The sequence below is a fragment of the Oscillibacter ruminantium GH1 genome, from assembly GCF_000307265.1.
In the GTDB taxonomy this organism is placed as follows: domain Bacteria; phylum Bacillota; class Clostridia; order Oscillospirales; family Oscillospiraceae; genus Oscillibacter; species Oscillibacter ruminantium.
The window spans coordinates 530,204-544,042 of sequence record NZ_DF158896.1 but is presented as its reverse complement, the minus strand read 5'-3'; the positions used below and the strand labels follow the sequence as shown (position 1 = coordinate 544,042).

12 protein-coding genes are annotated in these 13,839 nt (G+C 57.0%); 3 read left to right on the top strand and 9 right to left on the bottom strand.

All coding sequences use genetic code 11. From position 1 onward, the window contains the following. Positions 1-67 precede the first annotated feature (67 nt). From hgdB to ON16_RS14880, 6 genes are all read right to left on the bottom strand, one after another. Positions 68-1,210, bottom strand: a complete 1,143-nt coding sequence (hgdB, locus tag ON16_RS02655) for a (R)-2-hydroxyglutaryl-CoA dehydratase subunit beta (protein ID WP_040659151.1) — start codon at positions 1,208-1,210, stop codon at positions 68-70. Beyond that, the gene (hgdA, locus tag ON16_RS02650) at positions 1,207-2,652 is read right to left on the bottom strand and encodes a (R)-2-hydroxyglutaryl-CoA dehydratase subunit alpha (RefSeq protein ID WP_040659149.1); all 1,446 of its coding nucleotides are present in this window, start codon (positions 2,650-2,652) and stop codon (positions 1,207-1,209) included. Before hgdA ends, hgdB begins: the two co-directional genes overlap by 4 nt. Before the next feature lie 64 nt (positions 2,653-2,716). After that, positions 2,717-3,508, bottom strand: a complete 792-nt coding sequence (hgdC, locus tag ON16_RS02645; RefSeq protein WP_040659148.1) for a (R)-2-hydroxyglutaryl-CoA dehydratase activase HgdC — start codon at positions 3,506-3,508, stop codon at positions 2,717-2,719. Between the two features lie 372 nt (positions 3,509-3,880). Then, positions 3,881-4,849, bottom strand: a complete 969-nt coding sequence (locus tag ON16_RS02640; RefSeq protein ID WP_040659146.1) for a hydroxyacid dehydrogenase — start codon at positions 4,847-4,849, stop codon at positions 3,881-3,883. 26 nt (positions 4,850-4,875) lie between these two features. Then, the gene (locus tag ON16_RS02635; RefSeq protein WP_040659144.1) at positions 4,876-5,139 is read right to left on the bottom strand and encodes a hypothetical protein; all 264 of its coding nucleotides are present in this window, start codon (positions 5,137-5,139) and stop codon (positions 4,876-4,878) included. After that, a complete protein-coding gene (locus tag ON16_RS14880) occupies positions 5,139-5,990 on the bottom strand; it encodes a helix-turn-helix transcriptional regulator (protein WP_051131486.1) in 852 nt (283 codons plus the stop codon). Before ON16_RS14880 ends, ON16_RS02635 begins: the two co-directional genes overlap by 1 nt. Positions 5,991-6,255: 265 nt before the next feature. Between ON16_RS14880 and ON16_RS02625 the strand changes: the two genes are divergently transcribed. From ON16_RS02625 to ON16_RS02615, 3 genes are all read left to right on the top strand, one after another. Beyond that, a complete protein-coding gene (locus tag ON16_RS02625; protein ID WP_040659143.1) occupies positions 6,256-7,356 on the top strand; it encodes a CoA transferase subunit A in 1,101 nt (366 codons plus the stop codon). A gap of 15 nt (positions 7,357-7,371) precedes the next feature. Next, positions 7,372-8,178, top strand: coding sequence for a glutaconate CoA-transferase subunit B (gctB, locus tag ON16_RS02620; protein ID WP_040659142.1), 807 nt, complete (start codon positions 7,372-7,374; stop codon positions 8,176-8,178). Between the two features lie 158 nt (positions 8,179-8,336). Beyond that, positions 8,337-9,209: a radical SAM protein gene (locus tag ON16_RS02615; protein WP_040659140.1), complete on the top strand. Its 873-nt coding sequence runs from the start codon at positions 8,337-8,339 to the stop codon at positions 9,207-9,209. Between the two features lie 223 nt (positions 9,210-9,432). Here the strand turns inward: ON16_RS02615 and nrdG are convergent, their stop codons facing one another. From nrdG to ON16_RS02600, 3 genes are all read right to left on the bottom strand, one after another. Next, complete coding sequence (gene nrdG / locus ON16_RS02610) at positions 9,433-9,951, bottom strand: anaerobic ribonucleoside-triphosphate reductase activating protein (protein WP_040659138.1); 519 nt, start codon at positions 9,949-9,951, stop codon at positions 9,433-9,435. A 61-nt stretch (positions 9,952-10,012) separates the two neighbouring features. Next, entirely contained in the window at positions 10,013-12,190 is a 2,178-nt protein-coding gene (gene nrdD / locus ON16_RS02605) for an anaerobic ribonucleoside-triphosphate reductase (RefSeq protein ID WP_040659137.1), read from the bottom strand. A gap of 101 nt (positions 12,191-12,291) precedes the next feature. Then, on the bottom strand, positions 12,292-13,710 hold the full coding sequence (locus ON16_RS02600; protein ID WP_040659136.1) for an MATE family efflux transporter: 1,419 nt from the start codon (positions 13,708-13,710) through the stop codon (positions 12,292-12,294). Between the last annotated feature and the right edge of the window lie 129 nt (positions 13,711-13,839).

Sequence of the window (13,839 nt, the reverse complement as noted above, 5' to 3'; positions counted from 1 at the left end):
ATTTTGGCCGGAGAAGGGAGAGCGGGACGGTCAGCCGGCCAGCTGGCCGTCCCGCGAGATCACTCAATTAGAGGGCAATCACGTCGGCAAACGCCTGAATCGCCGTGCGAGCCTGCCCAAAGTCCCGCATCTGCTGGTCCACACCCAGCCGGATGTGGGGGATGTGGGCAGCATCCAGCGCCTTTTTGAGATAGGGATACTCCATCTCTTCAGGGTCGCAGAACTGCTGCATGAACAGCACCAGACCCTGCGCACCGGACTCCTTTACCAGATTCGCGACAAATTCGCCACGGCGGTTCTCGCTGGACTTCTCATCGTACAGCAGCACATCGTAATCCAGCGCGGCGAATTGGTCGACCAGCGCCATCATGGGATCGCCCGTCTCGGCGGCGTCCACGCGGAAAGCGCGGGACTCGTGGGCCACGTCGTCGGCGGCGATGGCGATCTTGTTCTCCTCGAAAATCTCCAGCAGCTTGGGGTTGTCGCAGATGATACCGGAGGTGACGACCTTGGTGCCCTTCCAGTTGCAGGCGGGCAGCGCGCTCAGCTCGGCATTGAGCGCTTCCAGCTTCTCGGTGTAAGCCGCCTTATCCATAAACCACGCAGCCTTCAAAACGGCGCTGCGCTTGGTGGGAGTGACCACATCGCAGTGGTCGCTGGCCAGCTTCACGAACGCCCGGCGGGCGGCCCGGCTCTTGTTATAGACCTTGATCGTCTCGGAGAGCGCGGCGTCGGTGATGGGCGCGCCGGCAATCTTCTCCAGCTCGGTCTTGATGTGGGTATACTGATCGACGCAGAACTTCTTGCCAAACGGAGCCAGACGGTTCTGGGGATGGGCAAGGAAGATGCAGGGCAGTTTCTCGCTCATGGCCACGCGGATGTTTTGGCTCATGGGACGAAGTGTATCGCAGATGGTCGGCGTAATCACGCCGTCCAGCAGATCCATGGTGCCGTCCAGCAGCATCTCGAGGTCCAGCTGGGCAATGGTACAGTAGAACGTGGCGCAGTATTCCTTGGCGCGGGAGATAGTCTTGTCGTTAGCGCCCCACATGCCAAACGGCACCATACCGGCGGCGGCCACCAGCTCCTCGGGCGCGTAGTAAGGCATCACACCGATGCACTTTTTGCCCTCTGCCTTATACTTCTTCAGCTGTGCTTTCGGGTCGGCCGCCACGGCGGCGAACTCCTGAATAATCGTTTCGATGCTCATGCCTGGGCCTCCTTCAGCTTTTTCGTTTCTTCCATGGCCTCTACCAGACCCTGCACACGCGTCTCATACTGAGCCTCGTTGAAATTGCGGGGGTCGGCCTGATCGCCGTCAAAGCCTGCGCAGGGAACACCCAAATCCTTGGTGAAGCGGCGCTGCATCTCGGCCATGTAGCCGGACCAGGGCTTGCAGGAGCGGTTGTAGTGGACCAGCACGCCGTCCACCTTGTTGTCGCGACAGATGCCCTCGCGCCATTCAACGCCCTGCTCGATACAGACGGAGTTGGGGGCCTTGCAGTAAGCGCGAACCATCTCATCCATGTTGTTGTACACAAAGCCGAAAGCGGGGGCGTACACCACGGCGGTGACGTTGACACCATGCTCCTTCAGGGGCTTGAACAGGGCGGGCAGCTTGGGCCAGCAGGGAATGCCCTCGAACATGACGCGGTACTGCTCGGGGAAGGGAGTGGTGGTTCCGCCGGCCTTGATCGTCTCTTCCAGATCGCTGGAGAGCAGCTCAAATGCCTCGGCGGCAGCAGTGGTTCCGCGGGCGGTAACCACGTCGGCCATGTGGTTGAACAGGTCAAAGCCGCTGTAAGGCGCAGGCTTGTGCTGCAAATAGTCGCAGACCTTCAGCCAAGCCTTGGCGGTGCGGTTTGCGTTGGCGCAGGCATGCTCGAACTTCTTCTCGTCGAACTTCTTGCCAGTGAGCTTTTCCAGCTCATGAATGGCGTTGTCGAACTGACCGCGGATGTAAGCGACGTAGCTGTCGTCCACCTCAACGGTGTTGTTATAAGGAACGTCGATCATAATGAGGGGAATATTCCGCATACGGGCGATATTCTCATACCACTTGGTCATGCAGTTGCAGATGTTGTTGCAGCAAAGCACGAAATCGGGCTGGGGAATCTGCATCTGGCGATAGGGCTTGATGGCCGCCTTGCGCAGTTCCTTTTCCCGTCCTTCGGGCAGAGCTTCGATCTCATAGATGTCGTCCAGCACGGTAAAGGGCTGCATCGTCTTGGGGTCCTTCTTGGGCTTGCCGGTGGCCTCGTCGATGACAACCTTGCCGTTTTCGTCCTTCAGGGGCTTGCCGCTGGCGGGGTTGATGACATACTCACCGGTGGTCATGTCCAGCTTGCGGGAAGCACGCTTGCCCGCGGCATAGGCCAGAGAAATGCGGGCATAGCCGCAGATATCGTTGTCGAAGCCCAGATCCTCGGCAGCTTGACACATGATCTCGCCATCACGGTTTGCGGCGATACCGGCAGCCTGATTCTCCGGATACATCACGTTCAGATCAAAAGCGGCAGCCAGCTCGCAGGGGAATTTAGAGCTGGACCAACCCACCAGCTTGCCCTCCTTGTGGGCCTGACGGGCGTCCGCGTGAACGTCGTCCACGACTTTGCGCAGGGCCAATACGCCGGGACTTACAGTTTTTGCCATAATGTTTACTCCTCCTTGTAATACTACCTTGTAATACTCATGAGTGCAGGGGGCCGCAAGCGGTCTACTGCTCCTTGTGACACTTTTGATAGGCAAACAGCGCCGCGCCCAGCGCGCCGTTGTATTGCGTCAGGGGTGAGGTGTGAATGGGATGACCCAAAGCCTCCTGAAGCGCCGAAACCACGCCGCCGTTCTGGGCAACGCCGCCGGTCATCACCACCGCATCCCGCACGCCGATGCGGTTTGCAAGGCCCACCACGCGGGATGCCACGGACTTGTGAATCCCATGGATAATGTCCCGCTTATCGCTGCCCTGCGCCAGCTGGCTGATGACTTCGCTCTCAGCGAACACGGTGCAGGTGGAGCTGATTGCCACTTCCTTGGTGGACTGTGCGCCAAGCTCCGCCAGATCCTCCACCTTCACTTCCAATACCCGGGCCATTACGTCCAGAAACCGGCCTGTGCCGGCGGCGCACTTGTCATTCATGGCGAAGTTCACCATGACGCCGTTTTCGATCTCCAGAATCTTCACGTCCTGACCGCCGATATCAATCACGGTGTGGACATCCGGGAACAGGAAGAACGCGCCTCTGGCGTGGCAGCTCAGTTCGCTCATCTGATGATCGGCAATATCGTCCAGCGAATTGCGGCCATAGCCGGTGGCCAGGATGTAATCCATGTCCTCTTTCTTCATCCCGGCGTTATCCAGCACCTCCGCAATTGCGCGGGTGGGGCCGCTGGTGCCCGCACCCACTCCCACCAAGGACTTGGCGGCGATCTCGCTGCCATCCTTCATAATGACGCATTTCGAGGCGGTGGAACCCACGTCAATGCCCATGGTATAAATCGTTTTCATACGGTATCTCCTTGCGGCGGAGGGAAACGCAACCTCTTTTTATGCCGGTTTTCCCGGAAAGGCCCGTTTAGAAACCGCCGAAACCCTTTAAAATAGGTGCTTTTTTTATTCTTTACCAACCATAGAATATCATACGGCCGCAAATTGTAAATACTGCCACGCGTTAAAAAATTAGCATATCTTGCTTTTCGTTTCGTCTGCTCCGACAATTTTATCGCGCAAAAAACAAAAAATTTGACGGATTATCAGGTTTTTCAGATGTCCGACGCAGCAGCCCCGTCCGAAAAATCCGACCGCCTGCCGAAAAGGTTTCAGCAGACGGCCGGGAGTTGGGATCAGCGCAGTTCGGGCACCGCGCGCCCCAAAAATGCCTTAGATCTTGTTGACAGGACAAACAACAGGCCGGCCGTAGCAGACATTGACAAGATCGGTGGCGCAGGAGGTGCAGCAGTTAATCACGGACTGCTCCGTGGAGGCCGCGGTATGAGGCGTCAGGACCACATTGTCCATGTCCATCATCTGGCGGCTGTTTTCGCACAGAGGCTCGGGCTCGTACACGTCCAGACCTGCGCCAAACAGAACGCCGGTCTTCAGAGCCTCAACCAGCTCTTCCTCACGAATCAGGCCGCCGCGGGCCACGTTGAGGAAAATAGCGCGGGGCTTCATCATCTTAAACTGCTCCATGCCCACGGTGCGCTCGGTGGAGGGCATCAGGGGCAGATGGATGGAAACAAAATCAGCGGTCTTCCAAATCTCATCGGCGCTGTCCTTCAGCTCGATGGGCAGGCCGCCCAGCTGCTCTTTGGTCACATAGGGGTCATAGCCCACAACCTTCATGCCCAAGCCGTTGATGCACTTGGCGGCAAAGAGCTTGGAGATGCGGCCGCAGCCCACCAGACCCAGCGTCTTGCCCTCCACCTCGACGGTGTTCTCAAGACCCATGCGGACATAGAAGTTGCCCTTGCGGAACTGATCGTTCACATAGCTGAAACGCCGGGCGGTCATCAGCATCAGCATCACGGCGTGCTCTGCCACGGCGTTGGCATTGCCGGCGGGGGCATACACGACCTGAATCTTCTTGGAAGTGGCATGGTCGATGTCAATGTTATCCAAACCCGCGCCCTGCTTGCCCACGCCCTTCAGATTCTGGCACACATCCATCATGGCGGCCGTTACCGGCTCGGTACGGCACATGATCACGTCAGGCTGATATTCCTTCAGTTCGCGGATGTAGGTTTCCTCGTCCAGCGCGCTGGCAACCTTCACTTCCACATCGTTGTTGTTGAAGATCTGGGTTGCGACGTCGCTCAGCTTATTGGTATAATAGGCCTTGAATTTCATGACTTACGTTCCTCCACAAATCCGTTTTATTGGCTGCGGCGGGTAACCCGCGTCGCGTGCCTCTTAGTTGTTGTGTGTTCATCATAGCGCACTTCGTTTCGTTTTGCAAGTATTCCTGCAAAAAATTTCCGGTTTTTCATAATTTCCGTCATTTTTGCCCGGTTTCCGGGATAGTTTTCGTCATTTTGCAGAGCAAAATCCTCTCGAATCCCAAGTATTTTTTGGAAATCAAGAGGATTTATGATTAATATTGTGATTTGCAGGGTATCCTTGCCGTAACGCGGCGTCATCACTCCCGCTCCCCTTGCGTAAACCGCTTGGCGTATTGCTTGGGCGGAAGACCGGTCAGGGTTGTGAAGGTTCGGATAAAATGCTCGTTGCTCTGAAAGCCCACGGCTTCTCCCGCCGCCTGAACCCGCTGGCCGTCCTGTAAAAGCCGGCGGGCGCGGAGAATGCGGGTATTGATGACGTATTCCATGACGCTGAAACCCGTGGCCTCTTTAAAGCAATGGCTCAAATAATACTTGCTGATGAAAAATTCCGTTGCCACCCGCTCCAGTGTCAGCTTTTCAGACAGGTGGGCCTGTAAATACTCCAGTACGGCGCTGATTTGCAGCGCCCCCTCCCGCTCGCCGGGAAGAGCGGGACTCTCCATCTGACACAATTCATCCGCCTGCCGCCGCGCCGGGGCAATGGACAGCGCCTGCAGCAAAAACTCGGACAAGAGCAGCATCTGATTCAGATCGGAGCCAAACTCAGTGGTTTTCCGCCCCAACTCCCAATCCAGCCGTTTCAAGAGCGACAGCAGATCGTTATACCGCCCGCCCAGCTCCACCATTCGCTCCGCCTCCTGTGCCCGGCGGTAAAAATCGGTCTGGGGGGCAGACAGGGCGTGAAGCGTGGGGACCGGGACATGGAGCACATAACGCTCATATGGCTCCGAAGCCAGTGTTTTATGCAAGGTCGCATCCGGCAGAATAAACAGCGCTGCCGGGCGCAGAGAATACACCTGATTTTCCACAAACATCTCCCCGCCTCGGGAGACCGGCATCAAAAACTCCACGCTCTCGTGGAAATGTGGTCGGTCCATGTACCAGGAATCATCTCGACTCATCTTCAAATAAAATGGCTGCACCTGCATGACAGGTCCTCCTTTCGTCAAGGCAATGCCGCGCAAGGCGCGGCCTGCGCTCCGGGCCGGTTTCTGCATCGAAATTCATGCAGCGGCGCCGGAACCGTCATAAAAATGATGGAAATCCTTCATAAAACAACATCCGCTAAGTTTTTCGCGCAAATGTTCCTTTACAGAAGCGAGTCATATGATACTATGATAGATGACTTTGTATGAAAATACAAGTCTTTTTGTGCAATTACGACAGGAAAAACTAAGATGTGGAGGCAATCTCATGGGAAAAGTTTGCACGCTTGAGCAAGCCGTATCCAATTATGTGAAGAGCGGAGACACCATCTGCTTTGGCGGCTTTACTACCAACCGTAAGCCCTACGCCGCAGTGTATGAAATTCTGCGTCAGGGTCAAACCGATTTCACCGTCTGGGCCGGACCCGCGGGCGGCGACTGGGACATGATGATCGGCGAGGGCCGCGTCAAGGCTTATATCAACTGCTATACCGCGAACTCCGGTTATACCAACGTGTCCCGCCGTTTCCGCGCTGCCATTGAGGCCGGCAAGCTGACCTATGAGGACTATTCTCAGGATGTCCTGATGCTGCAGCTTCACGCCGCTTCTCTGGGTCTTCCCTTCCTGCCCGTGCGTCTGATGGGCGGCTCCGGTCTCACCGAGTTCTGGGGTATCAGCAAGGAAAAGCGCGCCGCCATGGACAGCGTGGATAACGACAAGTTCGTCATGGTGGACAATCCGTTCAACCCCGGCGAGAAGGTTGTGGCTGTTCCCGTGCCGAAGCTGGACTGCGCTGTGATCCATGTGCAGAAGGCCTCTCCCGACGGCACCTGCATCATTGAGGGCGACGAGTTCCACGACGTGGATATCGCTGTTGCCGCAAAGCGCACCATCGTCACCTGTGAGGAGCTGGTCTCCGACGAGTATATCCGCCGCGACCCCACCCTGACCCGCATTTTCGGTCAGTGCGTGGACGCCGTGGTTCACGCGCCTCACGGCGCATGGCCCGCCCAGTGCTACGGCTACTACGACGTGGACGGCGACGCCATGAAGGAATACGACAAGGCCTCCAAGTATCAGGACGCCGAGGACGCCAAGGCTCAGCTGGCCAAGGCCGCTGAGAAGGCCGCCAAGGCTGCCGCTAAGAATCCCGAGGACGCAAAGGCCGCCGAAGCCGCCGCAAAGGCAGCTGCCGTGTCCGCCGCCGCGCAGGACGGCACCGCCGTTCCCGAGACCTTCAAGGATTACATGGACAAGTGGGTGTACAGCGTGAAGACCCACGACGAGATGCTGGATAAGGTTGGCGCCAGCCGTCTGATCGCCACCAAGAACGTTCCCGGCCTGGGCTATGCCGGCAAGATCCAGTAAGGGGAGGGTTTCATAATGTCTGATTATAAGAATTATACAAAACAGGAAATGCAGGCCTATGCCATCGCCAAGAACATCAAGGAAAACCAGATTGTCATCGTGGGTACCGGCCTGCCTCTGATCGGTGCATCTTTGGCCAAGCGGGTCGTCTGCCCCTCCTGCCATCCCATCGTGGAGAGCGGTCTGATGGACTGCGATCCCGTGGAGGTTCCCCGCAGCGTGGGTGACAACCGCTTCATGGCGCACTGCGCCGTGCAGTGGCCCAACGTCCGCTTCATCGGCTTTGAGGCCAATGAGTGGCTCCACGGCAAGGACCGTCTGATCGCTTTCATCGGCGGCGCCCAGATCGATCCCTACGGCAACGTGAACTCCACCTGCATTTACGGCAAGGGCGATTACGTCAAGCCCCAGACCCGGTTTACCGGTTCCGGCGGCGCCAACGGCATCGCTACCTACTGCAACACCGTCATCATGATGCAGCACCAGAAGCGCCGCTTCATGGACAAGATCGACTATGTGACCTCCTGCGGCTGGATGGACGGCCCCGGCGGCCGTGAGCGGGCCGGCCTTCCCGGCAACCGCGGTCCCCAGATGGTGGTCACCGACCTCGGCATCATGAAGTTTGATGAGCAGACCAAACGGATGTACTGCGCCATCATGTTCCCCGGCGTCACCCCCGAGATCGTGCAGGAGAACACCGGCTTCGAGATCGACTGCTCCCGCGCCACGCTGATGGAAGGCCCCAGTGAGGAGATCATCCGCGTTATCCGCGAGGAGATCGACCCGGGTCAGGCATTCATCAAGGTTCCCAAGGCAAAATAAGGAGCAAGGCTCCTCGTACTCCTCTCTTGAAGCAAATGCCTGTTGGCATTGATGCGGCTGGACGGTCTTTCCGCCCAGCCGCATTTTTCAAATTGTCCACATGTTCCGCCGTCAAACGTGTTAAAATAAGAAAAAAAGTTTACTAAAAGGAGGAATCTATGCACTATTCCGGAAGTGTTTACCGTCCCCCCAGCGAGGCCCACAGTCTCATTATTCAGGTGACCGTGGGGTGCAGCCACAACAAATGCGCCTTTTGCAATATGTATAAGGACAAAAAGTTTTCCATCACGCCGATGGAGCAGGTGCGGGATGACCTGCGCTGGGCGCGGGAGCAGTATTCCCGTGTGGAGCGGTTTTTTCTGGCTGACGGAGACGCACTGATTCTCCCCACGGCGCAGCTTCTGGAAATCTTGGGCGACATCCGGTCGCTGTTCCCGGAATGCAGCCGCGTCTCCACCTATGCAAGTCCCAAGAGCATTCTGGGCAAAACACCGGAAGACCTGTCCGCCCTGCACGCCGCAGGACTGGATTTTGCCTATTTGGGTCTTGAAACCGGAAACGATCCCCTTTTGAAAAAAATCAACAAGGGGGTCACCGTGGCCCAGCAGATCGAGGCGGGACAAAAGCTGAAGGCCGCCGGACTCACTTTATCCGTCACCGCCATCAACGGTCTGGCCGGGTCCAACGGAGACTGGCAGGCCCACGCGGTAGACACCGCTGCGGCCCTCAACGCCATGCATCCGGACTTTATCGCTTTGCTGACCCTGCGTGTCTACACCGGCACACCGATGGCAGAGTGGATTGCCAGCGGCGAGCTGGTTCAGCCCACGCCAATGGAGCTGATTCGGGAGACAAAGCTGTTTTTAGAGCATATCGACTGTCCCGGCGCGGTGTTCCGCTCCAATCATGCCAGCAACTATCTGGTTCTGGCCGGGACTTTGAATCAAGACCGGGAGCGGCTTCTTCACGAGTGCGACGAGGCTCTCCGGGGCGACGCGCCTCTGCGGAGATTCGTGGAGCTGGGCCGCTGAGTCTGCTAAAAAAGTCGTGGCTTGCCGTGGAGATATTTTCTCCGCTGGCAGTGGTGAAAACTCCAACTTGCAAGCCAAGAAGTGTTTCTCCCGACGTATACACCGCCGGGGAACCCGGAATTTAACCTTTTTGCCGCTCCGGCGGTGAACGCTGTAAAACTTCTTTATAAGATGGGCGGCCCCGCACAATTTTTGCGCGGGGCCGCCTTTGCATTTCTCTGCCTCAGCCTTTCCAGAGGACGATCTCCCCCGTCCGCACGGATGCGGGAACGTCGATAATGCGCTGATTGGCGCTGCCCCGAAAGCGCAGCGAGATGTCCTTCAGGCTCTCCACAAACTCACCGTCCACCAACACATCCAGAAGGCTCAGAAGCTGGTCCGTTACCTCGCATCGGGCGCGGCTCACCCCTGTCAGTTCCTCCCAGGTATAGCCCGAAAAGGCCCAGACCGTCTTTCCGGGACACAATTCCCGGACGCGCCGCACGAAGGGCAGCAGCGCCCTCTGGTTTTCCAGTTCAAACGGCTCGCCGCCCAGCAGCGTCAGCCCCGAGACGTAAGACTTTTGAAGCTCAGATATCAAAAAATCCTCCGTCTTTTTGTCAAAGGGCTTTCCGTATTGAAAATCCTGCGCCTCGGCGTTGAAACAGCCGGGGCAATGATGGGTGCAGCCGGACACGAACAGACTGGTTCGCACCCCCACGCCGTTGGCAATGTCACAGATTTTAATGGTTGCGTAATTCATAGCACACCTCGAAAAAGTCCCGCCGGTAGGCTCCGGCGGGACTTTCTTTCAAATGAAAGTCTTACAGGTGGAGCACCCGCTCCTTGATTTCCTGCGTCCGGCCCTGATTCCAGAACTGCGTGCCGATGTAGCCGCAGGTCCGCCGGGCCACATTCAGTTTGTTCTGATCCCGGTTGCCGCACTTGGGGCACTCCCATACCAGCTTGTTGTCGTCTTCCACGATGGAAATCTCTCCATCGAATCCGCAGACCTGACAGTAATCGCTCTTGGTATTCAACTCGGCGTACATGATATGATCGTAGATATACTCCATCACGGTCAGGACAGCGGGAATGTTGTCCTGCATGTTGGGAACCTCCACATAACTGATGGCTCCGCCAGGACTGAGGGTCTGGAACTGGGATTCAAATTGCAGCTTGTCAAAGGCGTTGATCGGCTCGGACACATGGACGTGGTAGCTGTTGGTGATATACGCCTTGTCGGTGACGTCCGGAATTACGCCGAAGCGCTTTTGCAGGCACTTGGCAAACTTATAGGTGGTGGACTCCAGCGGGGTGCCGTACAGAGAAAAGTCGATGTGCTCCTGTGCCTTCCATTTGGCTGTGGCCTCGTTGAGCCGATGCATAACGGAGAGGGCAAAGGGCGTGGCCTCGGGGTCGGTGTGGCTTTTCCCGGTCATATAGCGGACACACTCATACAGGCCCGCATAGCCAAGCGACAGCGTGGAATATCCGTTGTAGAGCAGCTTGTCAATCGTCTCGCCCTTTTTCAGGCGCGCCAGCGCGCCATACTGCCACAAGATGGGCGCGGCGTCGGACAGCGTCCCCTTCAGTCGGTTGTGGCGGCACATCAGCGCCTCGTAGCACAAATCCAGCCGGTGGTCGAGAACCTCCCAAAACTTGTCATAGTCCCCACCGGAAGAAAGCGCCGCATCCACCAGATTGATGGTGACCACGCCCTGATTAAACCGCCCGTAATACTTGCCCTTTCCAGTCTCCGGGTCCACATAAGGCGTGAGGAACGAGCGGCAGCCCATGCAGGTGTAGCAGTGGCCCTCGCCGTTTTTGTCCACCTTGTTTTGCAGCATGATCTTTTCGGAGATATAGTCGGGTACCATGCGCTTGGCGGTACACCGCGCGGCCAGCTCCGTCAAATAATAATAGGGGGTTCCAGGGCGGACGTTGTCCTCCTCCAGCACGTAGATCAGCTTGGGGAATGCGGGGGTGATCCACACACCCGCCTCATTTTTAACGCCCTGATACCGCTGCGTCAGCGTCTCTTCGATGATAAGGGCCAAATCCCGCTTGGTCTGGGGATTGGTGACCTCGCCCAGATACATAAACACCGTGACGAACGGCGCCTGTCCGTTGGTGGTCAACAGGGTCACCACCTGATACTGGATGGTCTGCACACCGCGGCGCACCTCGCTGCGCAGCCGTTTTTCAATGATTCGGTCCAGCGTGGCCGCGTCAGGGTGTCCGCCCATGGCAGCTGCCTCCGCCAGCACCTCACCCCGGATTTTTTCTCGGGAGATCTGCACAAAGGGAGCCAGATGAGCCAGAGAAATCGACTGCCCGCCATACTGATTGGAAGCCACCTGCGCAATGATTTGGGTGGCAATGTTGCAGGCCGTGGAAAAGCTGTGGGGCTTTTCAATCAGAGTTCCGGAGATCACCGTTCCGTTTTGCAGCATGTCCTCCAGATTCACAAGATCGCAATTGTGCATGTGCTGGGCGTAATAATCCATATCGTGGAAATGGATGATGCCCTCCTCGTGCGCCTCCACGATCTCCGCCGGCAGAAGAATCCGCTTTGTGATGTCCTTAGACACCTCGCCGGCCATGTAATCGCGCTGAACGGAGTTCACGGTGGGATTCTTATTGGAATTCTCCTGCATGACTTCTTCGTTGTTGCATTCAATCAGGCTGAGAATCTGATTGTCCGTAGTATTGGCCGCCCGGGCCAGTGTTCGGGTGTAACGGTAGCGGATATAGCGTTTGGCCGTCTCATAGGCGCTGTGACGCATCAACTCCGTCTCCACCAACTCCTGAATCTCCTCCACGTTCAGCGTGCGGCCGATTTTTTCCGCCGCCGTCTCCACATTCAGGGCGATCTGCTCCGTCTGCGCCTGAGACAGCTCAGGCGTCTGCCCGCCCGCACGGTTGGCTTTTTCCACAGCGGCCACAATCTTTTCGCGATAAAATTCCGACTCACTGCCGTTTCTCTTAATGATTTTCATGGTTCTTTGTCGCTCCCTCTTCACATAAAACCAAAACTATTGTTTTATTCTTTTTTATTATAAACCACATTATATAGGGGATCTATTGCATTTGCAATCCCCTATTTTGTATTTTCAAACAGACTAAGCTCTTTCTCCGCCTTTCGTTCAGCCATTGCGGCGGCAAAGCGCAGGTCCGTCCTCCGCTTGGCCCACAGATAACAGAGAATGTGAACGAAAAGCGTGACGACCCAAGACACGGGGTAAGACCAGTACACACACTCCGGCGTGTGGTATTGGGGAATCTGAAACACGGTGGCGATCCACACCAGCCGCAGCGCACAGACTCCCATCAGCGACACGATCATGGGCATCACGGAATAGCCAATTCCTCGCAGCACGCCCACCATGATGTCCATCATGCCGCAGATGGCATAGGGCGCGCACACGATACCAAGCCGCACAAAACCGGCTTCGACCACCGCAGGGTCGTCCGTATAGATCCCCAGCAGCAGCCGCCCCGCCTGCCACACGCCAATGCTCAGCACCGCTCCGGTGACCGTCACAAGCCCCTGCCCCGTCAATAGGATGCGGTTTATGCGGTTCAGCTGCCCCGCTCCTGTATTCTGGCTGGAAAAGGACAGCGTCGCCTGATAGATGGCGTTCATGGCCGCATACACAAATCCTTCTATGTTGGCGGCGGCGGCGCTGCCAGCCATGACCACCTCTCCCAGAGAATTGATGGAGGACTGAATCACCACGTTGGAAAGAGAGAAGATGACGCCCTGCACTCCCGCAGGCAGCCCCACCCGCAAAATCCCCTTCAACGGTTCCTTTTGAATCTGCAACGCCTTCAGTTCCAGACGAAAGCCGCCTGTCTCGCGGGCCAGACAGATCACCACCAACACGGCGGAAATGCACTGTGACACCACGGTGGCAATGGCCACCCCTGCCACGCCCAGATGGAAAACGATGACCAGCAGCAGATTCAGCGCCACGTTCACCACGCCCGCCAGCAGCAAAAAATACAGCGGCCTCTGCGTGTCTCCCTTGGCCCGCAGAAGCGCCGCGCCGAAATTATAGACCATCATGGCGGGCATGCCCAAAAAGTAAATACGCAGATACAGCGCGGCCAACTCCAACACAGCCGGAGGAGCCTGCATCCAGATCAAAACCTGCCGCGCACCCGCCATGCCCGCTAAAATCAGCCCCACTCCGCTGCAAAGGGCCAAAAGCATGGCCGTATGAACCGTGGCGCGAAGCTCCACCTCCCGCTTTGCTCCGAAATATCGGGCCGCCAGAACGTTGGCGCCAACAGAAAGGCCGATGAACAGATTCGTCAGCAGATTGATGAGCGCCGCATTGGACCCCACCGCCGCCATGGAGTTATCTCCGGCGTACCGGCCCACCACGATGACGTCCGCCGCATTAAACAAAAGCTGCAAAATTCCGGAACACATCAGTGGAAGCGCAAACAACAGCATCTTGCTCAAAACCGGCCCGTTACACATGTCAATTTCATAGGATTTGGACTTCGGCATAAAAACCCCTTCCTCGTTAGCCCTCTTTCTCATCTTAACTCTCTCAATTTCTCCGGGCTGCGGATCGTGCGGTCTGTGCCCTTGTACGCCGCAGGCTTCACATCCGCAAAATTCGCGGCGGCAAAAGCA